Origin of the sequence: Pseudomonas tohonis (genome assembly GCF_012767755.2) — a bacterium.
Lineage (GTDB): Bacteria > Pseudomonadota > Gammaproteobacteria > Pseudomonadales > Pseudomonadaceae > Metapseudomonas > Metapseudomonas tohonis.
In genome coordinates this window covers 5248136-5271591 of the sequence record NZ_AP023189.1, presented here as the reverse complement: position 1 = coordinate 5271591, position 23456 = coordinate 5248136, and the positions used below count along the sequence as shown (strand labels likewise).

The window sequence follows — 23456 nt, the reverse complement described above, 5'->3', positions numbered from 1 at the left end:
GGCCATCGCGAATGAATTCGCTCCCACAGGGCTGGCAAGTGCCACCTGGTAGGAGCGAGCTCTGCTTGCGAAGCCCTTGGCGGCGCTGTGCACCGCTTGGCGACTGAAGTCGCCCCTACAGGGTTGTGCTTGTGGGGGGCGGGTGAAGCCTGCGGCTCTTTCGCGAATGAATTCGCCCCCACAGGACTGGCATGTGCCACCTGGTAGGAGCGAGCTCTGCTCGCGAAGCCCTTGGCGGCGCTGCGCACCGCTTGGCGACTGAAGTCGCCCCTACAGGGTTGTGCTTGTGGGGGTGGGGCGGGTGAAGCCTGCGGCTCCTTCGCGTATGAATTCGCTCCCACAGGACTGGCATGTGCCGCCTGGTAGGAGCGAGCTCTGCTCGCGAAGCCCTTGGCGGTGCTGTGCACCGCTTGGCGACTGAAGTCGCCCCTACAGGGTTGTGTTTGTGGGGGGGGGGTGAAGCCTGCGGCTCCTTCGCGAATGAATTCGCCCCCACGGGTTGGGTGGGTAGGTGCCGCACCGTTGGGCGAATGAGTTCGCCCAACGGGGGCTTTAGCGTGCGGCGCTGACGCCTTCGAGGGTGGCGAAGGAGGTGTCCTTGGCGGTGAGGAGGAAGTCGCGCATGAAGGGGGCGTCGAGCATGTCCGAGCGGATGGCGGCATGGAGGGTGGCGTAGAGGGATTTCTCGCCGAGGCGCTTGGCGGTGACGTAGCCGCGCGAGCTGTATTCGTGCAGGGCCCAGTTGGGCAGGCAGCACACGCCACGGCCGCTGGCGACCAGTTGCATCATCATCACCGTGAGTTCCGAGGTGCGCACCTGGGCGGGTTCGATGTCGGCGGGTTCGAGGAAGCGGGTGAAGATGTCCAGGCGGTCGCGCTCCACCGGGTAGGTGATCAGGGTTTCCGTCTCCAGGTCCTCGGGCACCACATGGGGCCTGCTCGCGAGAGGGTGCTGGTTGGCCACGGCCAGCAGGGCTTCATAGGTGAACAACGGCACGTAGGTGATGCCGGGCAGGTCGACGGGGTCGGCGGTCACCACCAGGTCGAGGTCGCCCCGGGCCAGGGCCGGCAGCGGGGCGAAGGAGAAGCCCGAGGCCAGGTCCAGCTCCACTTCCGGCCAGGCGTCGCGGAACTGGTCGATGGTCGGCATCAGCCACTGGAAGCAGCTGTGGCATTCGATGGCCATGTGCAGGCGACCGGCAGTGCCGCCGGCCAGCCGCGCGATGTCGCGCTCGGCGGCACGCAGCTGCGGCAGCAGCGAGTCGGCCAGTTGCAGCAGGCGCAGGCCGGCGCTGGTGAAGCGCACCGGCTTGGTCTTGCGCACGAACAGCTGCATGCCGAGGCGCTCCTCCAGCTCCTTGAACTGGTGGGAGAGGGCCGATTGGGTGAGGTGCAGGCGCTCGGCGGCCTCCACCAGGCTGTCGGCTTCGCGCAGGGCGTGCAGGGTCTTGAGATGGCGCAGTTCCAGCATGATGGCGGCTCTATGAATGAAATTCGTGGCAGGCGGAAGGAAGTTGAGTCTCCCTCATGGATGGGCGGCTGTCGAGAGGCGCCTGGCGGTGCGCGCAGGGCATGAAAAAGGCGGCCCTGGGGCCGCCTTGCGTCCGGGCCGGGATCAACCGCGATAGACGGGGAAGTCCGCGCACAGGGCCGCCACCTGCCTGTCGACCTGGGCCTCGACATCGGCGTCGCCGAGATGGTCGAGGATGTCGCAGATCCAGCCGGCCAGCGCGACGCTCTGCTCTTCCTTGAAGCCACGGGTGGTGATGGCCGGGGTGCCGATGCGCACGCCGGAGGTGACGAAGGGCGATTGCGGGTCGTTGGGCACGGCGTTCTTGTTCACGGTGATGCCGGCGCGGCCCAGGGCGGCGTCGGCGTCCTTGCCGGTCAGGCCCTGCTTGATCAGGCTGACCAGGAACAGGTGGTTGTCGGTGCCGCCGGAGACCACGTCGAAGCCGCGCTCGATGAACACCCCGGCCATCGCCTGGGCGTTCTTGATCACCTGCGCCTGGTAGGTCTTGAAGCCGGGCTCCAGTGCCTCCTTGAAGCACACCGCCTTGCCGGCGATGACGTGCATCAGCGGGCCGCCCTGGGCGCCGGGGAACACGGCGGAGTTGAGCTTCTTCTCGATCTCCTCGTTCTTGCGCGCGAGGATCAGGCCGCCGCGCGGGCCGCGCAGGGTCTTGTGGGTGGTGGTGGTGACCACGTCGGCGTAGGGCAGCGGGTTGGGGTAGAGGCCCGCGGCGACCAGGCCGGCGACGTGGGCCATGTCGACGAACAGCAGCGCCCCGACCTTGTCGGCGATGGCGCGGAAGCGCGGGAAGTCGAGGGTCTTCGAATAGGCGGAGAAGCCGGCGACGATCATCTTCGGCTTGTGCTCGACGGCCAGGCGCTCGAGCTCGTCGTAGTCGATCAGCCCGGTGCTGGTGTCGATGCCGTACTGCACGGCGTTGTAGAGCTTGCCGGAGGACGACACCTTGGCGCCGTGGGTCAGGTGGCCGCCGTGGGCCAGGCTCATGCCGAGGATGGTGTCGCCGGCATTGATCAGCGCCAGGTAGACGGCACTGTTGGCGGAGGAGCCGGAATGCGGCTGGACGTTGGCGTAGTCGGCGCCGAACAGGGCCTTGGCGCGGTCGATGGCCAGTTGCTCGACCTTGTCGACGTATTCGCAGCCACCGTAGTAGCGCTTGCCCGGGTAGCCCTCGGCGTACTTGTTGGTCAGGCCGCTGCCCTGGGCCTGCATCACCCGCTGGCTGGTGTAGTTCTCGGAGGCGATCAGCTCGATGTGGTCTTCCTGGCGGCGCTCCTCTTCCTGCATGGCGCTGAACAGTTCGTCGTCGTAGCCCTGGATCTGGTCGTGCTTGCTGAACATGGGACGTCCTCGGTCATGGTCCTGGGGAGGGCGATAGCAAGGGTGGTGCCAGTGCCGGGAAAGCCAGGTTTATCAATGGGTTGCTCGCTGGGCCGGCCTCGCGCTGCGGCGCCGCTGTAGGGATTTCGCTACAGCCGTCCGAACCGGTGCGGCCCGGTGGCGGTCAGACTCACGGCTGCCATGGCCCGCAGCGGCTGTAGCGTTGTCGATACGCTGGAATGAAATCGCTACGAGCTGTCGGGGAGGGGCCATGCACGAGCCTGCAACGACCGTTGGGCGCCCTTCATGAAATTGTCACGGTTGTGTGGCAGTGCGAGCGAAAGGGATTCATCAGAATCGCGTTTCACTGGGGTTTTGCGTTCTGGATTTTCATCATGCGCCTTTTCATTTTTCTCGCCGCCTTGCTGTGCGGCCTGCCAGCTTTTGCCTCCGCGCGCTGCGATACGCAGGTGCCGACGGAGACCGTGCACCTGGGCGAGGTGCGCCTGGCCTACCAGAGCATCGGCGAGGAAAAGGACCCGGCCCTGCTGCTGATCATGGGGCTGGGCGGGCAGTTGATCCACTGGCCGGACGAGGTGGTGGCGGCGCTCTGCGAGCGGGGGTTCCGGGTGATCCGCTATGACAACCGTGATGTCGGCCTGTCCGCCTGGAGTCACCCTGAACCTGCCGCCAACCTGACCTACGAGGCGCTGCGCTACCGCCTGGGCTTCCCGGTGCAGGCGCCCTACAGCCTGCGTGACATGGCGGGGGACGCACTGAGCCTGATGGACGCCCTGAACATCCGCCAGGCCCATGTACTGGGCGCGAGCATGGGCGGGATGATCGCCCAGCATGTGGCCGATATCGCGCCGGAACGGGTGCTGAGCCTGACCCTTGTGATGACCAGTTCCGGCGCCCAGGGGCTGCCGGCTCCGAGCCATGCGCTGATCGCCCTGCTGGCCCGTCGCGAGGCGCCGAGCCGCGAGGTGGCGCTTGAGCAGCAGGCCGATCTTCTGGCGGCACTGGGCAGCCCGGAGGTGGCCGATGACCGTGCGCAACTGCTGCAACAGGCCGCGCGGGCCTATGACCGCGCCTTCAACCCCGAGGGGGTGCAGCGGCAGATGCTGGCGATCCTCGCCGAGCCGAGCCGGGTGGAGATGCTCAACCGCCTGAGCGTGCCGACCCTGGTGGTGCACGGCACCGCCGATCCGTTGCTGCCGGTGATGCATGGCGTGCATGTGGCGGCGCATATCAAGGGGTCGGAGCTGAAGCTGATCCCGGGCCTGGCCCACCGCTTCCAGGAGGCTTTCAAGGAGCCCCTGCTGGCGGCGGTACTGCCGCACCTGCTGGCCCACCGGCAGGTGGATGGGCACGTGGCGCAGCTGTGAGCTCATCGCTGGAGGGGGGAGAGGGGGTAGTGGGCCTAGGCTTCAGCCCGGGGAGCCTGGCGCGAAGTGGGGGATGACCGGATAATCCTGGAGCGTCCATCGGTGGGCTGAAGCCCACCCTACGGGGGTTCCGTGTCAGGCGGCGTCGGCCTTGGGGCGGTTGAGCAGGTACTGGGCGAGGCGCTCCTGCTGGCCGGGGGTCATGAACAGGCCGAGCTTGGTGCGGCGCCAGAGGATGTCGTCCAGGCCGGTGGCCCACTCCTCGCGGCACAGGTAATCCACTTCACGCGTGTACAGGCCACTGCCCAGGTGTTCGCCCAGGTCGGTGAGGTTCTGCACGCCGTCCAGCAGCGCCCAAGTGCGGCTGCCGTAGGTGCCGGCCCAGCGCCGCGCCAGGCTGTCGGGCAGCCAGCCGAAACGGTTGCACAGGGCTTCGGCCAGTTCGGCCTGGCTGTTCATCTGTTCCCCGCCGGGGAGCGGCTGGCTGGCGGTCCAGCTCGGCTTGGCGTTGGGGAAGAAGGGCGCCAGCTGGGCCAGGGCGGATTCGGCGAGCTTGCGGTAGGTGGTGAGCTTGCCGCCGAACACCGAGAGCAGCGGCGCCTCGCCCGGGTGGGCTTCCAGGGACAGGGTGTAGTCGCGGGTGACGGCGGACGGGTCGTCCGACTCGTCATCGCACAGCGGGCGGACGCCGGAGTAGGTGCGCAGGATGTCCTTCTCGCCGATCTGCTGCTTGAAGTGGCGGTTGACCACGTCCAGCAGGTAGGCGGTTTCCTCGGCGCTGATGGCCACCTTGGCCGGGTCGCCCTGGTATTCGCGGTCGGTGGTGCCGATCAGGGTGAAGCGCTCGAGGTAGGGGATGGCGAAGACGATGCGCCGATCCTCGTTCTGCAGGATGTAGGCGTGTTCACCCTCGTACAGCCTCGGCACGACGATGTGGCTGCCCTGGATCAGGCGGATGCCGTAGGGCGATTTCTGCTTGAGGTCGTCCTTGATGAACTTCGCGACCCAGGGGCCGGCGGCGTTGACCAGGGCGCGGGCGCGGATCGACAGCAGAGTGCCGTCGGCGCGCTCCAGGTGGATGTGCCACAGGCCCTTGCTGCGACGGGCGCTGACGCAGCGGGTACGGGTGTGGACATGGGCACCGTGCTCGCGGGCGGCCATGGCGTTGAGTACCACCAGGCGGGCGTCGTCGACCCAGCAGTCGGAATACTCGAAACCGCGGGCGATGTCCGCCTTCAGCGGGCTGCCGGCGCCGAACTTCAGGCCGCGGGAACCCGGCAGCTTCTCGCGCTTGCCGAGGTGGTCGTAGAGGAACAGGCCGGCGCGGATCATCCAGGCCGGACGCAGGTGCGGGCGGTGCGGCAGCACGAAGCGCATGGGGCGGACGATGTGCGGCGCCTTGGCCAGCAGCACCTCGCGCTCGGCCAGGGCCTCGCGCACCAGGCGGAATTCATAGTGCTCCAGGTAGCGCAGGCCGCCGTGGATCAGCTTGCTGCTGGCGGAGGAGGTGTGTTGGGCGAGGTCGTCCTTTTCGCAAAGGAAAACGGACAGTCCACGGCCCGCCGCATCGGCGGCGATGCCCACACCATTGATGCCGCCGCCGACGACGGCGAGGTCATAGACTTCGGAAATGGGCGATTTGCGGCTCATCGGAGGGTTCATGCGGGCACCGGAAGTCGAAAGTGAACTTTGTATGTTCGTTTCCGAAAAATGCTAGACGAATACGCATGAAATCGCCAGCCCGCCGGCGTGGTGGCCGGCGGGTGGGCGACGAAAGGGATCGGGCGGCGGGGGGCTCAGACCAGGTCGAGGTGGACCTTGTGCTCGGCCATCAGGCGGGCCAGGGCGGGGGAGGGCGCGTGGTCGGTGATCATGCGGTCGACCAGGGCGATGGAGCCCAGGCGGACCACGGCGTTGCGGCCGAACTTGCTGGAGTCAGCGGCCAGCAGGACCTGGCGGGCGTTGTCGATGATGGCCTGGGAGACGCGCACTTCCTGGTAGTCGAAATCCAGCAGGCTGCCGTCGTCGTCGATGCCGCTGATGCCGACGATGGCGAAGTCCACCTTGAACTGCTGGATGAAGTCCACCGCCGACTGGCCGACGATGCCGCCGTCGCTGCGCACCGTGCCGCCGGCCACCAGCACCTCGAAGTCCGGGCGGTCGGCCAGTTGCGCGGCCACGTGCAGGTTGTTGGTGATCACCTTCAGGCCCTTGTGGCCCAGCAGTTCCCGGGCGATGGCCTCGGTGGTGGTGCCGATGTTGATGAACAGCGAGGCGTGGTCCGGGATCAGCGCCGCCACGGCTTCGGCGATGCGCTGCTTCTCGTCGCGCATCTGTCCGGCGCGCATGGCGTAGGCGGTGTTCTGGATGCTCGACGCCTCGCTGGCGGCGCCGCCGTGGGTGCGCCGCAGCAGGCCCTGCTCGGCGAGCTGGTTGATGTCGCGGCGGATGGTCTGGGGGGTCACCGCGAAGGCCTGGGCCAGCTCGTCGATGCTGACGTAGCCGCGGTCGCGGGCGAGGTCGAGGATTTCCTGCTGGCGGGGCGCCAAGGTCATGGGAAGGGCTTCCGGATTTTTGTCGCGCATTATAGCGACGTGCTGCCGAACGGCGACTTTTCAGCTAAGGTACGCCCAATTCGCCCTCCTGTTTTCACTATCGAACATGACGCCTGCCATCGATCTGCTTAAGAAAGCCAAGGCCGAGCACAGGGTGCTCAGCTACACCCACGATCCCAAGGCGCCTTCCTATGGGCTGGAAGCGGCCGAGAAGCTCGGCCTGGACCCGGCGCGGGTGTTCAAGACGCTGCTGGCCGCCACCGAGAAAGGCGAGCTGCTGGTGGCCGTGGTGCCGGTGGCCGGGACCCTCGACCTGAAGGCGCTGGCCCATGCGGCCGGGGCCAAGAAGGCGGACATGGCGGCGGCGGACGCGGCCCAGCGCGCCACCGGCTACCTGGTGGGCGGCATCAGCCCGCTGGGGCAGAAGAAGCGCCTGCGCACCTTCATCGACGAATCGGCCTGTTCGCACCCGACCATCCATGTCAGCGCCGGCCGGCGTGGCCTGGAGGTCGAGCTGAGTGCGGACACCCTGGCCCAGCACACCCAGGCGCAGTTCGCGGCGATCGGCCGCGAGTGACGCCCCCATAACAACAAGGAAGCCTGCATATGGCCCAGTACCTACTTGCCATCGATCAGGGCACGACCAGCAGTCGTGCCATCGTCTTCAGCGCCCAGGGCCTGCCCGTTGCGCGCGCCCAGCAGGAGTTCAAGCAGTACTTCCCCAAGGACGGCTGGGTCGAGCATGACGGCGAGGAAATCTGGCTGACCACGCTCAAGGTCTGCCGCGAGGCGATCCAGAAGAGCGGGATGCCCGCGTCCGAGATCGCCGCCATCGGCATCACCAACCAGCGCGAGACCACCCTGGTGTGGGACGCCGCGACCGGCACGCCGATCCACCCGGCCATCGTCTGGCAGGACCGGCGCACCGCCGACTATTGCTCGACGATGAAGGAGGCCGGCCACGAGGACGAGGTATCGCGCCGCACCGGCCTGCTGATCGACCCCTATTTCTCCGCCACCAAGCTGCGCTGGATCCTCGACAACGTGCCGGGTGCCCGCGAACGCGCGGAGAAGGGCGAGCTGCGCTTCGGCACCGTCGACTGCTTCCTGCTGTGGCGGCTGACCGGCGGCAAGGCGCACCGCACCGACGCCACCAATGCGTCGCGGACCATGCTCTTCAACATCCACACCCAGCAGTGGGACGAGGCACTGCTCAAGCTGTTCGAGATCCCCGCCAGCCTGCTGCCCGAGGTGCTCGACAGCGCCGCCGACTTCGGTACCACCGAGGCGCCGCTGCTGGGCGCCGCGATTCCGGTGCTGGGCATGGCCGGCGACCAGCAGGCCGCGCTGATCGGCCAGGCCTGCTTCCAGCCGGGCATGGTCAAGAGCACCTACGGCACCGGCTGCTTCCTGATCCAGAACACCGGCGAGACGCCCGTCACCTCGCGCAACCGCCTGCTCACCACCGTCGGCTATCGTTTGAATGGCAAGGTCACCTACGCGGTGGAAGGCAGCATCTTCGTCGCCGGCGCGGCGGTGCAATGGCTGCGCGACGGCATCAAGCTGATCAGCCATGCCCGCGATACCGAGGCGCTGGCCGAGCAGACCGGCGATGCCTGCGGCGTCTACCTGGTGCCGGCCTTCACCGGCCTGGGCGCTCCTTACTGGGACCCGCGCGCCCGTGGCGCGATCTTCGGCCTGACCCGCGACACCGGGATCAAGGAAATCGTCACCGCCGGCCTGCAGTCGGTCTGCTACCAGACCCGCGACCTGCTCGAAGCCATGAGCCAGGATGGCGCGGCGGCGCCCAGCGCGCTGCGGGTGGACGGCGGCATGGTGGAGAACAACTGGGTGATGCAGTTCCTCGCCGATATCCTCGGCGTGGCGGTGGAGCGCCCCGAGGTCACCGAGACCACCGCCCTGGGCGCCGCCTACCTGGCGGGCCTGAAGGCGGGGCTGTACCGCGACCTCGACGAGATCGCCCGACACTGGCACCGCCAGCAGCGCTTCACCCCGCACATGGCGAGCGCGCACCGGGCCAGGCTTTACGAGGGATGGCTGGATGCCGTCCAGCGGGTACGCAGCGAGGCCAGCGAGGCGTAAGCTGCGCTCTGGAGCTGTTCGCAATACAGGGAGTTCTACGTGTATTTCAGGGATTCTTTCCGTCATCGCCGTGCGCGCGGCCTGGCCTTCGGGCTGGCCGCGTTGTTCGCCATCGGCCCCGTTCGCGCCGAAACGCTGGTCATTGCCGGCGATATCTGGTGCCCGATCAACTGCGCGCCCGGCTCGACCAAGCCGGGCATCTTCGTCGAGCTGGCGCGGGACATCTTCGCCGAGTCCGGCATCCAGGTTGAGTACCGGGTGGTCAACTGGGCGCGCGCCATCAGCGATGCCCGCACCGGCAAGCTCAACGCGGTGATCGGCGCCGGTATCCAGGACGCTCCCGATTTCCTCTACACGCCCACGGCGCCGGGTATCTCGCGCATGTGCTTCTACGTCGCCCAGGGGGCGTCCTGGCGCTACCAGGGGCTGGGTTCGCTCGCGCAGGTGCGCCTGGGCACCATCAACAGCTACAGCTATGGGCAGGAGATCGATGCCTACGTCCGCATGCACCGCGCGAAAGGCGACCGGGTGCAGGTGGTTTCGGGCGAGCAGGCTCTGGAGATGAACGTGGAGAAGGTGCGCTTCGGGCGCCTCGATGCCACGGTGGAGAACAGCTGGGTGATGGAGAACCTGCTGGCCCGCACCCGCCAGCAGGATCGCCTGCAGGCGGCGGGCTGCCGCGCCCCGGATGTGCCCATCTACCTGGCGTTTTCCCCCGCCATCGAGGCCAGCGCACGCTACAACGCCCTGTTCGAGGAGGGGCTGCAGCGCTATCGGGCTTCGGGCCGGCTGGATGCGCTGATGCGCAGCTATGGCGTGACGACGCCCTGATTGGCGGCGGGATCACGACGCCTGTCTATACTCCCGGCCATTCATCGCCAAGAAAGGGGAGCCCATGCAGCCCTCCCGACATCAGCTGTTGCGCCTGCGAAGGGTATCGCTGGCCAGCGGTGCATCGTTGTTGTTCCTGCTGTTGTGCTGGTCGGCGCACGCCGCCGGCTACCTGGGCCTGAGCCTGGGCGGCATGCTCCTGCTCACGGGCCTGGTCGGGCTCAGTTGCCTGGCGTTCCTGGCCCTGGTGCGCAGCAACCTCAACCTGCGCTTCCACGATCCCAGCCTGACGCTGCCGCTGATGAGCTGGGCGATCTGCGTGATCTTCGCCACCGCCTACCATGCCGGCGAGCTGCGCCTGCTGTTTCTGATGACGGTGCTGCTGGTGCTGATGTTCGGTACCTTCCGCCTGCAGCTGCGCGGCTTCCTGCTGGTGATCCTGCTGACCGCTGTGTGCTACGCCCTGCTCATCAGCTCGCTGGTCGCCGCGGGGCGGGAACTCGACCTGCACAGCGAGGCGATCCAGGCGGTGGAGTTCTTCGTGCTGCTGACCGGTGTCGGCCTGCTTTCGCTGGAGATGAACGGCCTGCGGCGCAGCCTGGTGCAGCGCAACAACGATCTGCGCGTGGCCCTGGAAAGCATCCAGAAGCTGGCCATCACCGATGAGCTCACCGGGCTCTACAACCGCCGGTTCACCAAGGACATCCTGACTCAGCAGAAGGCCCTGGCCGATCGTGGCGACTATGGCTTCGTGCTCTGCCTGGTGGACCTGGACTACTTCAAGAACGTCAACGATCGCTATGGCCACGGCTGCGGCGACGCGGTGCTGCGGCAATTGTCGAAGATGCTCCAGGACTCGGTGAGGGACGTGGACTTCGTCGCGCGGCTGGGCGGCGAGGAGTTCCTGTTGGTGCTTTCACGCACCAACGAGGCGGGCGCCGAGGTGATGCTGGAGCGCTTGCAGGCCAAGGTGCGCGCCGCGCACTGGGATCAATGCCCGGGCCTGAAGCTGACGCTGTCCCTCGGGGTCAGCGCCTATCGGCCCGGCGAGTCCTGGGAGGACAGCCTGCTGCGGGTCGACATGGCGCTCTATGAGGCCAAGCACAGCGGCCGCGATCAGCTCGCCGTGCTGTAGCGGCGCACGCCCGCGTCCTGCACGGCCTGGGTGGCGATGCTGCCGTTGGCGGGGAACACCACCAGGTGGTCGGCGGCCACGCGGATGCCCACGTGCTGGCCGGGCTGGTGGTCGGCATGGCTGGGGAATATGGCTTCCAGCTGGGTGCCGGTGGGCAGTTGCAGGCGGTAGAGGGTGGCGGCGCCGAGGAAGGTCTTGCCGGTCACCAGTGCCCTGAGCGTGCCATCGGGCGCCGGGACGATGTCGTCCGGGCGCAGCAGCACATCCACTGCGCTGCCTTCCGGCCAGGCGTAGGCACGGTTGCCGCTGATCACCCCGAGCTCGGTCTGGACCGTATCCGGGCAGACCTGCTGGCCACGGATGAAGTAGCCCTGGCCGACGAAGCTGGCGACGAAGGGGGTCGCCGGCTCGTGGTAGAGGTTGTAGGGGGTGTCCCACTGCTCCAGGTTGCCGTTGTTGAACACACCGACCTGGTCGCTGACCGCGAAGGCCTCTTCCTGGTCGTGGGTCACCAGCACGGCGCTGGTGCCGCGGGCCTTGAGGATATCGCGCACCTCGTGGCTGAGGCGGCGGCGCAGCTCGCCATCGAGGTTGGAGAAGGGCTCGTCGAGCAGCAGCAGCGCCGGCTCCGGCGCCAGGGCGCGGGCCAGGGACACGCGTTGCTGCTGGCCGCCGGAGAGCTCGTTGGGGTAGCGCTTGGCGAGGTGGCCGAGCTTGACCAGCTCCAGCAGCTCGCCGGTGATGCGCTGGCGCTCGGGGTGCTTGCGGATGCCGAAGGCGACGTTCTCCTCCACCGTCAGATGGGGGAACAGCGCGTAGTCCTGGAACACCATGCCGATGCGACGTTTTTCCGGGGCCAGGGTGAAGCCGGCCCTGGAGATCACCTCGCCGGCCAGCACTATCTCGCCTTCGAATACGGGCTCGAAGCCGGCGATGGCGCGCAGGGTGGTGGTCTTGCCGCATCCGGACGGCCCCAGCAGGCAACCGATGTCGCCGGCGTTGAGGTGCAGGTTGAGGTTCTGTACGACGCGCTGGTCCTGGTAGCCGCAGCTCAGGTTGCGCAGGTTTAGAAGCAGTTCGTGGCTCATGCTCGGGACGCGTGTTCGACGAGGAGTTCCAGCAGCGCCTTTTGCGCATGCAGACGGTTTTCTGCCTGGTCCCAGGCCACGGAACGCGGGTCGTCGAGCAGGTCCATGCTGATTTCCTCGCCCCGGTGCGCCGGCAGGCAGTGCATGAAGATAACCGCTTCATCGGCCAGCGCAAGCAGCGCCTGGTTCACCTGGTAGGGCTTGAACAGCGCCAGGCGCCGAGCGGTTTCCTCTTCCTGGCCCATGGAGGTCCAGACGTCGGTGCTCACCAGGTGGGCGCCGCGTACCGCTTCGCGCGGGTCACGCATCACCTGCACGCGGTCGCCGGCCTGGGCGAGGAACGCCGGGTTGGGCTCGAAGCCCTCGGGGCAGGCGACGTTGAGGCGGAAATCGAACTGGATCGCCGCTTCTATATAGGTGTTGCACATGTTGTTGCCATCGCCGATCCAGGCCACGGTCTTGCCCTGGATGGCGCCGCGGTGTTCCTGGAAGGTCTGCATGTCGGCCAGCAACTGGCAGGGGTGCAGATCGTCGGACAGGCCGTTGATCACCGGTACGCGGGAGTTGGCGGCGAATTCCACCAGCTTGCTGTGGGCGAAGGTGCGGATCATCACCGCATCGAGCATGCGCGACATGACGATGGCGCAGTCGCTGATCGGCTCGCCCCGGCCCAGCTGAGTGTCGCGGGGCGAGAGGAAGATCGCCTGGCCGCCGAGCTGGATCATGCCTGCCTCGAAGGAGAGGCGGGTGCGGGTGGAGGCCTTCTCGAAGATCATGCCCAGCACGCGGCTTTTCAGGGGCTCGTAGGGGACGCCTCGGTGGCGCAGGTCCTTCAGCTCGATGGCTCGACGGATCAGGCTGCTCAGCTCCTGGGGGGTGCAATCCATCAGGGAGAGAAAGTGCCTTGCGCTCATTGCTGACTACCTTTTTTGCCTCTGGCCGCGGGTCCTGGTCGGTTTTTTCAGGGAAAAGCAGGCGGGACCGGCGGGCTAAGCCGCACGGGGCGACGGAATAGGGGGAGGCGCGATCTTATAAGGAATTGTCGCACTCTGCCAACCAGTGCCTCGAGGGGCCCGTGCCAGAGATGTGCGTGCGTGTTCCTCGACGTCTGGTTCGAGGTTGTGGCGCAGATCATCCCGACCGATCGGCAGGGCGTGCTGCCGGATGGTGCGGACGCATTGACCGAATGCAAGGAAATTCGGCGAAAAGGCGGGGTTTGGGAAATTTCCAAGGGACAAATCAGCCTGCATGAACTTATGCGACACAGGGCGCGTTGCTAGCTTGTGCCGCCTCGAAATCACTCGGTTTCGAGGGCGGGGCCCGCTTATGGATGCTGGGCCCGGCCAGCATGTTCTGATCATGGAGATACCAATGAAGAAGTTCCTCGTACCTGCCGCCCTGGTCGTCGCTATCGCCGGTATGACCGGTTGCAGCAGCTACAACGTCAGCCAGCCGAGCTCACCGCTCAACGGCAACGTAAAGACCGGCCTGAAGGCCGATGTGGCGGTAGGCGAGCCGATCAGCGGGCAGTCCGAAGTGAACATCCTGTTCCACTTCCTGCAATTCGGCGGCGACTCCCAGTTCGCCGATGGCGTGGTCTACGGCGGTGATGCCGGTGGCAGCCTGCCTTTCGGGCCCGATCCCATCTCGGCGGTGAAATCCGCTGCCGCGTTCAAGGCCGTCAAATCCTCCGGTGCCGACCTGATCGTGGCGCCGCGCTACGAGCTCACCATCCAGGACTATTTCGTCTTCAAGAAAGTGAGCGCCAAGGTGACCGGCAACAAGGGCACCATCCAGTCCATCCGCTGACCCGCGAAGCGAATCGGCAGGCCTGATGCCTGCCGATTCATATCGTTGAATCTACTGGCCGACCGATCGATCTGCTTCCATAGTTCTGCTCTTGCGACCCGACCGGTCGTCTCGACACAAGAACATGAGGCAAGGCCATGACCAAGTCCGTCCACCACCGTGCATGCCATCTCTGCGAAGCCATCTGCGGGCTGACCATCGAAACCGAGGATCGGGAAGATGGCTCCCGGCACATCCTGTCCATCAAGGGGGATGCCCAGGACAGTTTCAGCCGTGGCCACATCTGTCCCAAGGCCGTGGCCCTTCAGGACATCCAGAACGACCCCGACCGCCTTCGCCAGCCCATGCGCCGCGCCGGCAGCGAGTGGCAACCCATCGGCTGGGACGAGGCGTTCGCACTGGTGGCGGAGCGCATGGCCGACATCCAGGCGCGCCACGGCAATAACGCAGTGGCCGTGTACCAGGGCAACCCGAGCGTGCACAACTATGGGTTGATGACCCATAGCAACTACTTCCTGGGCCTGCTGAAGACCCGCAGCCGCTTCTCCGCCACCTCCGTGGACCAGTTGCCCCACCACCTGGTGAGCCAGCAGATGTACGGCCACGGCCTGCTGATCCCCATCCCCGACATCGACCACACCGATTTCATGCTGATCCTCGGCGGCAACCCGCTGGCGTCCAACGGCAGCATCATGACCGTGCCCGACGTGGAGAAGCGCCTGAAGGCCATCAAGGCGCGCGGCGGCCGCCTGGTGGTGGTGGACCCGCGTCGCAGCGAGACGGCCGCCATCGCCGACCAGCACCTGTTCGTGCGGCCGGGGCAGGATGCAGCGCTGCTGCTGGCATTGCTCAACACCCTGTTCGAAGAGGGGCTTGGCCGTCCGACGCACCTGGCGGTCGACGGGCTGGACGAGGTTCGCCGTGCCATCGCCGCGTTCACCGCCGAGGCCATGGGCCCGCGTTGCGGCATCGATCCCGCCGCCATCCGCCAGCTGGCGCGTGACTTCGCCGCTGCCGGGAGCGCCGTCTGCTACGGGCGCATGGGGGTTTCCACCCAGGCCTTCGGCAGCCTTTGCCAGTGGCTGATCCAGGTGATCAACCTGGTCACCGGCAACGTCGACAGCGTCGGCGGCGTGCTCTGCACGGAGCCGGCCGTGGACCTGGTCGCAACCACTTCGGGCGGTCATTTCAACCGTTGGCAGAGTCGCGTCTCCGGGCTGCCGGAGTACGGTGGCGAGCTGCCCGTCTCGGCCCTGGCCGAGGAGATGCTGACCCCGGGCGAGGGACAGGTCCGCGCGTTGGTGACGGTCGCCGGCAATCCGGTGCTGTCCACCCCCAACGGGCGACGCCTCGAACAGGCCCTCGACGGGCTGGAGTTCATGCTCAGCATCGACCTCTACATCAACGAGACGACGCGCTACGCCGACCTGATCCTGCCGCCCACCGCGCCGCTGGAACATGATCACTACGACACCACCTTCAACCTCTTCGCCGTGCGTAACGTCACCCGCTTCAACGAGCCGGTGCTGGCCAAGCCGCAGGGTGCATTGCATGACTGGGAGATCTTCGTCGGACTGGCCAAGGCGTTCGCGGCGCGTACCGGCGTGGAGCTGAAGCCGACCCTGGAGCCCAGGCAGATGATCGACATGGGCCTGCGCTTCGGCCCCTATGGCGATCGTTCCGAGCACAAGCTGTCCGTGCAGCGCCTGGGCGAGTTCCCCCACGGACTGGACCTGGGCGCGCTCAAGCCCAACCTGGCGGGTCGCCTGAAAACGACCGACAAGCGCGTGGTCGCAGCCCCCTCGATCTTCCTCGACGACCTGGCCCGCTTCGCCACGCAGGCCGCGCCCGAGGAAGGCGGGCTGGTGCTGATCGGCCGGCGTCACGTACGCAGCAACAATTCCTGGATGCACAACTACCACCGGCTGGTGAAGGGCAAGCCGCGTCACCAGTTGCTGATGAACCCGGGCGACCTGGAGCGTCGTGGGCTGGTCGATGGTCAGCGGGTGAAGGTGCGGTCGCGGGTCGGGATGATCGAGGTCGAGGTGGCGGCCAGCGAGGAGATGATGGCTGGCGTCGTCAGCCTGCCCCACGGCTGGGGACATGCGCGCCCGGGCGTGATGATGGGCATCGCCAGCGAGCAGCCGGGGGCCAGTGCCAACGACCTGACCGACGAGCGGTATCTGGATGTGGTCTCCGGCAACGCCGCGCTCAATGGCGTGCCGGTGGAGGTGGTGGCGGCCTGAATGTCGCGGGGCAAGTCCGAGCGTTGAGCTCGGACTTCCGTTACAATGCCGCCATCCTGCCGACCGACGAGTCGGAACGTTCAGCCGAGGTAGCCATGGATATCATCGAAACCATCAAAGAGCAGATCGCCAACAACACCGTACTGCTGTACATGAAAGGCTCGCCGAATGCGCCCCAGTGCGGCTTCTCGGCACGTGCCGCTCAGGTCGTCATGGGCTGTGGCGAGAAATTCGCCTACGTCGACATCCTGCAGAACCCGGAAATCCGCGCCAACCTGCCCACCTACGCCAACTGGCCGACCTTCCCCCAGCTGTGGGTGAATGGCGAACTGGTCGGCGGCAGCGACATCCTCGCCGAGATGTTCGAGAAGGGTGAGCTGCAGCAGCTGATCAAGGACGCGGTGAGCAAGAAAGCCAGCGCCTGATTCCTCGCTGCAAAAGAAAAGCCCCGCCGATGCGGGGCTTTTTCATGTCCGGACGTCTTACTCGTCCATCTGCGACTGCAGGTAGTTCTCCAGGCCGACCTTCTCGATCAGACCCAGCTGGGTCTCCAGCCAGTCGACGTGCTCTTCCTCGGACTCGAGGATGTCTTCCAGCAGTTCGCGGCTGCCGTAGTCACCGACGCTCTCGCAGTAGGCGATGGCGGCTTTCAGGTCGGGGATGGCGTTCAGCTCCAGCTTCAGGTCGCTGGCGAGCATTTCCTTGGTGTTCTCGCCGATCATCAGCTTGCCCAGGTCCTGCAGGTTGGGAATGCCTTCCAGGAAGAGGATGCGCTTGATGAGCTTGTCGGCGTGCTTCATCTCGTCGATGGACTCGTGGTACTCGTGCTTGCCGAGTTTCTCCAGGCCCCAGTCCTCGTACATGCGCGCGTGCAGGAAATATTGGTTGATGGCCACAAGTTCGTTGCCGAGGATCTTGTTGAGATGCTGGATGACTTTCTTGTCGCCTTTCATGTGGAGTCCTGCCGTGCAAATGGGTGTAAGTGGTCGAATTTTATCCAGTTGCCCGGCAAAGTCAACGTAAGTTATTGATATGTAAGATAATTTGAATGTGAATAAGAATGTTTAGATTCCGCGTCTTGGCGCTAACTGTTTGAATTGCAGGCATAAAAAAACCGGACGCCAGGTCCGGTTCTTCAAAACTTGTTCAACTCACGCAGGCACGAAACTCGCGGGGTAGGCGAGGGACGCCTGGCTGCTCCGTACGTCCGAGAGGGTTTCACGCACGACCTGCTTGGCGAGGCAGGCGCACTTGCCGCATTGGGTGCCGACGCCGAGGGTCTCGCGGACCTCGCGGTAGCTGCAGCAGCCTTCATAGATCGCGTCACGAATGTGGCCGTCAGTGACACCTTGGCAGAGACAGACGTACATGGGTGGGCTCAATGCTCGGTTGTGGGCTTGATGGAAAGCGATACTAATCAGAATGAGAATGATTGTCAAAGTCCGTCCGTCAGGCCCCGTCCCAGAGCGCTTCCGAGGGGGCGGCCGGTTCCAGGCCGATAGCACGAGGACGCAGCGTCTTGCTGCTCGGTGTCGAGAGGGGTCGAATCCAGGCAAAAGAAAACCCGGCATCGGCCGGGCTTCCTTATATAGAGGGTGTTGGAGCAGGGACGTCAGTCGTCGTCTTCCATCCAGCCGCCCATCTCCTTCCAGCGGTTGACGATGCCGCAGAACAGCTCGGCGGTCTTCTCGGTGTCGTAGCGCGCGGAGTGGGCTTCGCGGCCGTCGAATTCGATGCCGGCCACCTGGCAGGCTTTCGCCAGTACGGTCTGGCCGTAGGCGAGGCCCGCGAGGGTCGCGGTGTCGAAGCTGGAGAAGGGGTGGAAGGGGTTGCGCTTGATCCCGGTGCGGTTCACCGCCGCGTTGAGGAAGCCCAGGTCGAAGCTGCTGTTGTGCCCCACGAGGATGGCACGCTTGCAGCCGCTCGCCTTGATCGACTTGCGCAGGCCCCGGAAGATTTCGTTCAGCGCGTGCTCCTCGCTAACCGCCATGCGCAGCGGGTGGTCGAGCTTGATGCCGGTGAACTCCAGCGCCGCCTGTTCGATGTTGGCGCCCTCGAAGGGCTCGACGCGGAAGAAGTGGGTGTGATCCGGGTAGAGGAACCCCTGTTCGTCCATGGCGATGGTGGTCGCCGCGATCTCCAGCAGGGCGTCGGTGGCCGCATTGAAGCCGCCGGTCTCGACATCCACCACCACCGGCAGGTAACCGCGGAAGCGGGCGGCCATCGGGTGGCGGGGACCTTGCGGCAGGCTGCCGTCGAGTTCTTCGTCGTACAGGTCTTCGCTCACGCGTTGTCCTCCAGCAGGCGCCAGCGCAGCGTCTCGCCAGCGCGCAGCGGGATCACGGTCTGCTCGCCGAGCGGCAGGCTCGCAGGGGCGGTCCATTCTTCACGGACCAGGGTGATGGTGTCGGTGTTGCGCGGCAGGCCGTAGAAGTCCGGGCCGTTCTTGCTGGCGAAGGCTTCCAGCTTGTCCAGCGCGTTGCGCTGTTCGAAGGCTTCGGCATAGAGCTCGATGGCGGCGTAGGCGGTGTAGCAGCCGGCGCAACCGCAGGCCGCTTCCTTCGCGTGCTTGGCATGCGGTGCCGAGTCGGTGCCGAGGAAGAAGCGCTCGCCGCCACCGGTGGCCGCGTCCAGCAGGGCTTCCTGGTGCACGTTGCGCTTGAGGATCGGCAGGCAATAGAAGTGCGGGCGGATGCCGCCGACGAGCATGTGGTTGCGGTTGTACAGCAGGTGGTGGGCGGTGATGGTGGCACCGACGTTGGCCGAGGCCGACTCCACGAACTGCACGGCATCGCGGGTGGTGATGTGTTCGAAGACCACCTTCAGGGTCGGGAAGCGCTCGACCACGCGACGCAGGTGCTCATCGATGAAGACCTTCTCGCGGTCGAACACGTCGATTTCGCTGCGGGTGACCTCGCCGTGCACCAGCAGCAGCATGCCGACTTCGGCCATGGCTTCCAGGGCCGGGAAGATCGTGTCGATGCGGGTCACGCCCGAATCCGAGTTGGTGGTCGCGCCGGCCGGGTAGAGCTTGGCGGCATGCACGAAGCCGGAAGCCTTGGCCGCACGGATGTCCTCGGGGCTGGTGCGATCGGTGAGGTAGAGCACCATCAGCGGCTCGAAGCGGCTGCCGGCCGGGCGTGCGGCGAGGATGCGCTGGCGATAGCCGTCGGCCTCTTCGGCGTTGCGCACCGGTGGCACCAGGTTGGGCATGATGATGGCGCGGCCAAAGGTGCGCGCGGCATCGGCGACTGTGTGGGACAGCACGGCACCATCGCGCAGATGGATGTGCCAGTCGTCGGGGCGCAGCAAGGTCAAACGGTCGGACATGGGGGGGCTTCCAGGCGGGCAAAACTCGTCGTGCATGCTACCGGAAAAGCTTTTTCGGGGCACGCGGGGCTTGTGTTTCAGGGCGTCGGCGGCTTTTCACGATGTGACGGGGGAGGGCGCCATGGCTGGCCTTCTCCTACGAGGGCGTGCGTCGAATCCACTCAAGTTTTAACCGACGCCACCGATAGCCCTGGGGAGTGCAGAAATTTCCCCGTGGAGCCCGCCGCCGTGCGCCAGCGCTATGTCGCCCTGCTCAGCCTGTTCGCCAGCCTTCCGGCCATGGCCATTACCTTCCAGACGCGCCTGGAGAAGGCCGAATGGACGGTCGAGGGGGACAAGTTCGAATGCCGCCTGTCGCAACCGATCACCGATTTCGGCAGCGGCGAGTTCGTACGTCGCGCGGGAGAACAGGTGACGTTCCGCATCAAGGCCCGCGAGCGCTGGCTGGGCGCAGGCTCCGCCACCCTGCTGGCCGCCGCCGCGCCCTGGCAGCCCGGACGCGGCGACATCAACCTCGGCGCGGTCAGTGTCGGCAATGGCGATGTGCCCTTCAACAGTTCCCAGCTCCAGGGCGGGCGCCTGCTCGCCGGCCTGCTGGAAGGGCGCAGCCCGCTGGTGCGCCACCGCACCCTGCAGGGGGGCGATGCCATCGAGGTGCGCCTGTTGCCGGTGAAGTTCAACAAGGCCTACAACGACTACCTCGCCTGCACGACCAAGCTGCTGCCGGTCAACTTCGACCAGATCAAGAACGCCCAGGTCGGCTTCGCCGGCGGCGGCACGGCGCTGGACGAGATGGCGCGGGCCCGGCTGGAGATCATCCTCGACTACCTGAAGGCCGATCCCAGCGTCAATCACCTCGAAATCGACGGCCATTCCGACAACGCCGGCAACCGCCTGACCAACCGCGACCTGTCGCGCCGCCGCGCCCTGGCCGTGTACGACTACTTCAAGGCCAACGGCATTCCCGAGTCGCACATGGTCATGCGCTTCCACGGCGAGCGCTACCCGTTGGTGCCCAACAACAACGAAGCCAACCGCGCGAAGAACCGCCGCGTCACCCTCAGCCTGTCCCGCGAGGCCGAGGCCCCTCCTGCCGAAGCCCCCGCAGCCGCTCCCGCACCGATCATCCCCGAGGCCGACAAGGCCACCCAGGGCGCTGCTTCCTGATCCTGCCCGGGTCGATTGGACGAAAGAATCTGTCGCTTGGTCGTCATTGCCTGTCGCGCCACTGTAATTTGGCCGCCAGGGTCAGTAGAATCACGGGTTTTTCGTACAACCCCGTGGAGTTGATGGCATGGCGGACGTGAAGAAGGTTGTCCTGGCGTATTCCGGTGGCCTGGACACCTCGGTAATCCTCAAGTGGCTGCAAGACACCTATAACTGCGAAGTGGTGACCTTCACCGCCGACCTCGGTCAGGGCGAAGAGGTCGAACCGGCCCGCGCCAAGGCCCAGGCCATGGGCGTCAAGGAAATCTACATCGACGACCTGCGCGAAGAATTCGTCCGCGACTTCGTCTTCCCGATGTTCCGCGCCAACACCATCTACGAAGGCGAGTACCTGCTGGGTACCTCCATCGCCCGCCCGCTGATCGCCAAGCGCCTGATCGAGATCGCCAACGAGACCGGCGCCGACGCCATCTCCCATGGCGCCACCGGCAAGGGCAACGACCAGGTCCGCTTCGAGCTGGGCGCCTACGCGCTGAAGCCGGGCGTGAAGGTGATCGCCCCCTGGCGCGAGTGGGACCTGCTGTCCCGCGAGAAGCTGATGGACTATGCCGAGAAGCACGCCATCCCGATCGAGCGCCATGGCAAGAAGAAGTCCCCGTACTCCATGGACGCCAACCTGCTGCACATCTCCTATGAAGGCGGCGTGCTGGAAGACACCTGGACCGAGCACGAAGAGGACATGTGGAAGTGGACCAAGTCGCCGGAAGCGGCGCCGGACACCCCCACCTACATCGAGCTCACCTACCGCGCCGGTGACATCGTCGCCATCGACGGCAAGGACATGACCCCGGCCCAGGTGCTGACCGAGCTGAACCGCATCGGCGGCGAGAACGGCATCGGCCGCCTCGACATCGTCGAGAACCGCTACGTCGGCATGAAGTCCCGTGGCTGCTACGAGACCCCCGGCGGCACCATCATGCTGCGCGCCCACCGCGCCATCGAGTCCATCACCCTGGACCGCGAAGTGGCCCACCTGAAAGACGAGCTGATGCCCAAGTACGCCAGCCTGATCTACACCGGCTACTGGTGGAGCCCCGAGCGCCTGATGCTGCAGCAGATGATCGACGCCTCCCAGAGCAACGTGAACGGCGTCGTGCGCCTGAAGCTCTACAAGGGCAACGTCATCGTGGTTGGCCGCAAGTCCGACGACTCGCTGTTCGACGCCAACATCGCGACCTTCGAGGAAGACGGCGGCGCCTACAACCAGGCGGACGCGGCGGGCTTCATCAAGCTCAACGCCCTGCGCATGCGCATCGCCGCCGGCAAGGGTCGCAAGCTGTTCTGATAAGCTGAGCGCCCGTGCCAACGGAACCCCGGCCACGAGCCGGGGTTCTGCTTTTATAAGCCCCGATCGGGCAACGAAGAGGAATCCCTGATGAGACTGCTGCATACCATGCTGCGCGTCGGCGACATGGACAAATCCATCGCCTTCTACACCGAAGTCCTGGGCATGACCCTGCTGCGTCGCAAGGACTACCCGGACGGCCAGTTCACCCTGGCCTTCGTCGGCTACGGCAACGAAGCCGAGAACAGCGTCATCGAGCTGACCTACAACTGGGGCGTGGACACGTACGAGCTGGGCACCGGCTACGGCCATATCGCCCTGGAAGTGGCCGATGTCTACAAGGCCTGCGAAGACATCCGCGCCCGTGGCGGCAAGATCACCCGCGAGCCGGGTCCGATGAAGCACGGCACCAGCATCCTGGCCTTCGTCGAAGACCCGGACGGCTACAAGATCGAACTGCTCTCGCCCTCGCGCAACGACTGAGCCGCCAGAGCCTGAAAAGCCCCGCCGATGCGGGGCTTTTTTTGTCTGCAGGTTGGGCCCAGGCGCGAAGCCCAACGCGTCCATGTTCGGCCCCCGGCGTTGGGCCTCGCAGGCCCGGCGCCAACCTGCGGGATGTGAAACCCGACCAACAAAAAGCCCCGCATCGGCGGGGCTTTCGGGCGGCTTCACAGATCAGAAGTCGAAATCGTAATCGGACAACTGCTTCTGCAGGCGGCGCTCTTCCAGGTAGTTGTCGATGATGCGGCGCTTGGTCAGGTTGGTCTTGGCAACTTCGACGGGAGTTTCGCCTTCATCGCTGTCTTCGGCGACGAAGTCTTCCTCGGTCTCGATCTCTTCTTTGCCTGTGCTCATACGGTCACTCCACGATGCGGGGCGCTATTGGCGCACCTTATAGCGACAAAGCCGGAGCCGGTAAAAAAGATTTTTTCAATCGAAACATTGGACGATTCAATGAAGCTTCAATCGTCCGAGGTTTTCGCCTTGTATTCGCACAGATCCTCGATCCGGCACGCGCCGCAGCGCGGCTTGCGGGCCACGCAGACGTAGCGGCCATGCAGGATCAGCCAGTGGTGGGCGTCGAGCAGGTAATCCCTTGGTACGAATTTGAGCAGCTTCTTCTCCACCTCCAGCACGTTCTTGCCGGGGGCGATGCCGGTGCGGTTGCTGACGCGGAAGATGTGCGTGTCCACCGCCATGGCCAACTGGCGGAAGGCCGTGTTGAGCACCACGTTGGCGGTCTTGCGACCGACGCCGGGCAGGGCCTCCAGCGCCTCGCGCTCCTGCGGCACCTGGCTGCCATGCTTCTCGACGAGGATGCGGCAGGTCTCGATGACGTTCTTCGCCTTGCTGTTGTAGAGGCCGATGGTCTTGATGTACTCCGACAGCCCCTCCACACCCAGCGCATGAATGGCTTCCGGCGTGTTGGCCACCGGGAACAGTTTGGCCGTGGCCTTGTTCACCCCGACATCGGTGGCCTGGGCGGAGAGGATCACCGCGATCAGCAGTTCGAAGGGCGAGGAATAGGCCAGCTCGGTCTTGGGCTCGGGGTTGTCCTCATGCAGGCGGCGGAAGATTTCCAGGCGTTTGGCGGCATTCATGGTCGAGG

The 23456-nt window shown here is 65.8% G+C and carries 24 protein-coding genes; 12 read left to right on the top strand and 12 right to left on the bottom strand.

From position 1 onward, the window contains the following. Positions 1 to 552: 552 nt before the first annotated feature. Both metR and glyA read right to left on the bottom strand, forming a co-directional pair. Complete coding sequence (gene metR / locus HSX14_RS24195; protein WP_173180454.1) at positions 553 to 1470, bottom strand: transcriptional regulator MetR; 918 nt, start codon at positions 1468 to 1470, stop codon at positions 553 to 555. A gap of 144 nt (positions 1471 to 1614) precedes the next feature. Continuing rightward, on the bottom strand, positions 1615 to 2871 hold the full coding sequence (glyA, locus tag HSX14_RS24190; protein WP_175384282.1) for a serine hydroxymethyltransferase: 1257 nt from the start codon (positions 2869 to 2871) through the stop codon (positions 1615 to 1617). A 374-nt stretch (positions 2872 to 3245) separates the two neighbouring features. Here glyA and HSX14_RS24185 point away from each other — a divergent pair, with 374 nt between their 5' ends. Further along, a complete protein-coding gene (locus HSX14_RS24185) occupies positions 3246 to 4238 on the top strand; it encodes an alpha/beta fold hydrolase (RefSeq protein ID WP_173175933.1) in 993 nt (330 codons plus the stop codon). Between the two features lie 135 nt (positions 4239 to 4373). On the opposite strand, the gene glpD is transcribed toward HSX14_RS24185, so the two are convergent. Both glpD and HSX14_RS24175 read right to left on the bottom strand, forming a co-directional pair. After that, positions 4374 to 5900 (bottom strand): glycerol-3-phosphate dehydrogenase, encoded by a 1527-nt coding sequence (glpD, locus tag HSX14_RS24180; RefSeq protein ID WP_173175935.1) that lies wholly within the window; start codon positions 5898 to 5900, stop codon positions 4374 to 4376. A gap of 134 nt (positions 5901 to 6034) precedes the next feature. Continuing rightward, entirely contained in the window at positions 6035 to 6793 is a 759-nt protein-coding gene (locus HSX14_RS24175; RefSeq protein WP_111261076.1) for a DeoR/GlpR family DNA-binding transcription regulator, read from the bottom strand. A gap of 106 nt (positions 6794 to 6899) precedes the next feature. Between HSX14_RS24175 and ybaK the strand changes: the two genes are divergently transcribed. From ybaK to HSX14_RS24155, 4 genes are all read left to right on the top strand, one after another. Then, positions 6900 to 7370: a Cys-tRNA(Pro) deacylase gene (gene ybaK / locus HSX14_RS24170; protein ID WP_173175945.1), complete on the top strand. Its 471-nt coding sequence runs from the start codon at positions 6900 to 6902 to the stop codon at positions 7368 to 7370. Between the two features lie 29 nt (positions 7371 to 7399). Further along, positions 7400 to 8896, top strand: a complete 1497-nt coding sequence (gene glpK / locus HSX14_RS24165; protein ID WP_173175947.1) for a glycerol kinase GlpK — start codon at positions 7400 to 7402, stop codon at positions 8894 to 8896. Positions 8897 to 8935: 39 nt separating this feature from the next. Then, positions 8936 to 9727 (top strand): substrate-binding periplasmic protein, encoded by a 792-nt coding sequence (locus HSX14_RS24160; RefSeq protein ID WP_173175949.1) that lies wholly within the window; start codon positions 8936 to 8938, stop codon positions 9725 to 9727. 64 nt (positions 9728 to 9791) lie between these two features. Then, positions 9792 to 10862, top strand: coding sequence for a GGDEF domain-containing protein (locus HSX14_RS24155; protein WP_173175951.1), 1071 nt, complete (start codon positions 9792 to 9794; stop codon positions 10860 to 10862). On the opposite strand, the gene HSX14_RS24150 is transcribed toward HSX14_RS24155, so the two are convergent. Both HSX14_RS24150 and argF read right to left on the bottom strand, forming a co-directional pair. Then, positions 10844 to 11950, bottom strand: coding sequence for an ABC transporter ATP-binding protein (locus HSX14_RS24150; RefSeq protein ID WP_173175953.1), 1107 nt, complete (start codon positions 11948 to 11950; stop codon positions 10844 to 10846). The genes HSX14_RS24155 and HSX14_RS24150 overlap by 19 nt on opposite strands. After that, positions 11947 to 12864 carry an ornithine carbamoyltransferase gene (argF, locus tag HSX14_RS24145; protein WP_111261082.1) on the bottom strand — a complete coding sequence of 306 codons (918 nt, stop codon included), beginning with the start codon at positions 12862 to 12864 and terminating at the stop codon, positions 11947 to 11949. The genes HSX14_RS24150 and argF overlap by 4 nt, the downstream gene beginning before the upstream one ends. A 180-nt stretch (positions 12865 to 13044) precedes the next feature. On the opposite strand from argF, the gene HSX14_RS24140 reads away from it, so the two are divergent. From HSX14_RS24140 to grxD, 4 genes are all read left to right on the top strand, one after another. Beyond that, positions 13045 to 13230 carry a hypothetical protein gene (locus tag HSX14_RS24140; RefSeq protein WP_173175955.1) on the top strand — a complete coding sequence of 62 codons (186 nt, stop codon included), beginning with the start codon at positions 13045 to 13047 and terminating at the stop codon, positions 13228 to 13230. Between the two features lie 91 nt (positions 13231 to 13321). Then, positions 13322 to 13759 carry a hypothetical protein gene (locus tag HSX14_RS24135; protein ID WP_111261083.1) on the top strand — a complete coding sequence of 146 codons (438 nt, stop codon included), beginning with the start codon at positions 13322 to 13324 and terminating at the stop codon, positions 13757 to 13759. Between the two features lie 137 nt (positions 13760 to 13896). After that, complete coding sequence (locus HSX14_RS24130; RefSeq protein ID WP_173175957.1) at positions 13897 to 16005, top strand: molybdopterin oxidoreductase family protein; 2109 nt, start codon at positions 13897 to 13899, stop codon at positions 16003 to 16005. Between the two features lie 95 nt (positions 16006 to 16100). Beyond that, positions 16101 to 16430, top strand: coding sequence for a Grx4 family monothiol glutaredoxin (grxD, locus tag HSX14_RS24125; protein WP_111261104.1), 330 nt, complete (start codon positions 16101 to 16103; stop codon positions 16428 to 16430). A gap of 57 nt (positions 16431 to 16487) precedes the next feature. Here grxD and bfr read toward each other — a convergent pair whose 3' ends face one another. The 4 genes from bfr to pyrC form a co-directional block, all read right to left on the bottom strand. Further along, the gene (gene bfr, locus HSX14_RS24120; protein WP_173175959.1) at positions 16488 to 16958 is read right to left on the bottom strand and encodes a bacterioferritin; all 471 of its coding nucleotides are present in this window, start codon (positions 16956 to 16958) and stop codon (positions 16488 to 16490) included. A gap of 198 nt (positions 16959 to 17156) precedes the next feature. Beyond that, complete coding sequence (locus HSX14_RS24115) at positions 17157 to 17375, bottom strand: bacterioferritin-associated ferredoxin (RefSeq protein WP_111261086.1); 219 nt, start codon at positions 17373 to 17375, stop codon at positions 17157 to 17159. 242 nt (positions 17376 to 17617) lie between these two features. Continuing rightward, positions 17618 to 18292 carry a ribonuclease T gene (gene rnt / locus HSX14_RS24110; RefSeq protein WP_173175961.1) on the bottom strand — a complete coding sequence of 225 codons (675 nt, stop codon included), beginning with the start codon at positions 18290 to 18292 and terminating at the stop codon, positions 17618 to 17620. Beyond that, positions 18289 to 19335 (bottom strand): dihydroorotase, encoded by a 1047-nt coding sequence (pyrC, locus tag HSX14_RS24105; protein WP_173175963.1) that lies wholly within the window; start codon positions 19333 to 19335, stop codon positions 18289 to 18291. Before pyrC ends, rnt begins: the two co-directional genes overlap by 4 nt. 228 nt (positions 19336 to 19563) lie before the next feature. Here pyrC and HSX14_RS24100 point away from each other — a divergent pair, with 228 nt between their 5' ends. The 3 genes from HSX14_RS24100 to gloA all read left to right on the top strand — a co-directional run bounded on the left by HSX14_RS24100 (position 19564) and on the right by gloA (position 22330). Continuing rightward, the gene (locus HSX14_RS24100) at positions 19564 to 20502 is read left to right on the top strand and encodes a flagellar protein MotY (protein ID WP_173176267.1); all 939 of its coding nucleotides are present in this window, start codon (positions 19564 to 19566) and stop codon (positions 20500 to 20502) included. Between the two features lie 127 nt (positions 20503 to 20629). After that, entirely contained in the window at positions 20630 to 21847 is a 1218-nt protein-coding gene (locus tag HSX14_RS24095) for an argininosuccinate synthase (RefSeq protein ID WP_173175965.1), read from the top strand. A gap of 90 nt (positions 21848 to 21937) precedes the next feature. Further along, a complete protein-coding gene (gloA, locus tag HSX14_RS24090) occupies positions 21938 to 22330 on the top strand; it encodes a lactoylglutathione lyase (RefSeq protein ID WP_173175967.1) in 393 nt (130 codons plus the stop codon). A 192-nt stretch (positions 22331 to 22522) separates the two neighbouring features. Here gloA and HSX14_RS24085 read toward each other — a convergent pair whose 3' ends face one another. Further along, complete coding sequence (locus HSX14_RS24085; protein ID WP_173175969.1) at positions 22523 to 22702, bottom strand: PA3496 family putative envelope integrity protein; 180 nt, start codon at positions 22700 to 22702, stop codon at positions 22523 to 22525. A gap of 107 nt (positions 22703 to 22809) precedes the next feature. Next, positions 22810 to 23448, bottom strand: a complete 639-nt coding sequence (gene nth, locus HSX14_RS24080; protein ID WP_173175972.1) for an endonuclease III — start codon at positions 23446 to 23448, stop codon at positions 22810 to 22812. Between the last annotated feature and the right edge of the window lie 8 nt (positions 23449 to 23456).

What these genes read in the sequence shown, in the direction of transcription:
- metR (WP_173180454.1), bottom strand. Translation starts at nt 1,470, where the DNA reads ATGCTGGAACTGCGCCATCTCAAGACCCTGCACGCCCTGCGCGAAGCC.
- glpK (WP_173175947.1), top strand. Translation starts at nt 7,400, where the DNA reads ATGGCCCAGTACCTACTTGCCATCGATCAGGGCACGACCAGCAGTCGT.
- gloA (WP_173175967.1), top strand. Translation starts at nt 21,938, where the DNA reads ATGAGACTGCTGCATACCATGCTGCGCGTCGGCGACATGGACAAATCC.
- HSX14_RS24115 (WP_111261086.1), bottom strand. Translation starts at nt 17,375, where the DNA reads ATGTACGTCTGTCTCTGCCAAGGTGTCACTGACGGCCACATTCGTGAC.
- nth (WP_173175972.1), bottom strand. Translation starts at nt 23,448, where the DNA reads ATGAATGCCGCCAAACGCCTGGAAATCTTCCGCCGCCTGCATGAGGAC.
- bfr (WP_173175959.1), bottom strand. Translation starts at nt 16,958, where the DNA reads ATGAAAGGCGACAAGAAAGTCATCCAGCATCTCAACAAGATCCTCGGC.
- glpD (WP_173175935.1), bottom strand. Translation starts at nt 5,900, where the DNA reads ATGAACCCTCCGATGAGCCGCAAATCGCCCATTTCCGAAGTCTATGAC.
- HSX14_RS24095 (WP_173175965.1), top strand. Translation starts at nt 20,630, where the DNA reads ATGGCGGACGTGAAGAAGGTTGTCCTGGCGTATTCCGGTGGCCTGGAC.
- argF (WP_111261082.1), bottom strand. Translation starts at nt 12,864, where the DNA reads ATGAGCGCAAGGCACTTTCTCTCCCTGATGGATTGCACCCCCCAGGAG.
- HSX14_RS24130 (WP_173175957.1), top strand. Translation starts at nt 13,897, where the DNA reads ATGACCAAGTCCGTCCACCACCGTGCATGCCATCTCTGCGAAGCCATC.
- HSX14_RS24175 (WP_111261076.1), bottom strand. Translation starts at nt 6,793, where the DNA reads ATGACCTTGGCGCCCCGCCAGCAGGAAATCCTCGACCTCGCCCGCGAC.
- HSX14_RS24185 (WP_173175933.1), top strand. Translation starts at nt 3,246, where the DNA reads ATGCGCCTTTTCATTTTTCTCGCCGCCTTGCTGTGCGGCCTGCCAGCT.
- HSX14_RS24150 (WP_173175953.1), bottom strand. Translation starts at nt 11,950, where the DNA reads ATGAGCCACGAACTGCTTCTAAACCTGCGCAACCTGAGCTGCGGCTAC.
- pyrC (WP_173175963.1), bottom strand. Translation starts at nt 19,335, where the DNA reads ATGTCCGACCGTTTGACCTTGCTGCGCCCCGACGACTGGCACATCCAT.
- HSX14_RS24085 (WP_173175969.1), bottom strand. Translation starts at nt 22,702, where the DNA reads ATGAGCACAGGCAAAGAAGAGATCGAGACCGAGGAAGACTTCGTCGCC.
- HSX14_RS24155 (WP_173175951.1), top strand. Translation starts at nt 9,792, where the DNA reads ATGCAGCCCTCCCGACATCAGCTGTTGCGCCTGCGAAGGGTATCGCTG.
- HSX14_RS24135 (WP_111261083.1), top strand. Translation starts at nt 13,322, where the DNA reads ATGAAGAAGTTCCTCGTACCTGCCGCCCTGGTCGTCGCTATCGCCGGT.
- grxD (WP_111261104.1), top strand. Translation starts at nt 16,101, where the DNA reads ATGGATATCATCGAAACCATCAAAGAGCAGATCGCCAACAACACCGTA.
- ybaK (WP_173175945.1), top strand. Translation starts at nt 6,900, where the DNA reads ATGACGCCTGCCATCGATCTGCTTAAGAAAGCCAAGGCCGAGCACAGG.
- glyA (WP_175384282.1), bottom strand. Translation starts at nt 2,871, where the DNA reads ATGTTCAGCAAGCACGACCAGATCCAGGGCTACGACGACGAACTGTTC.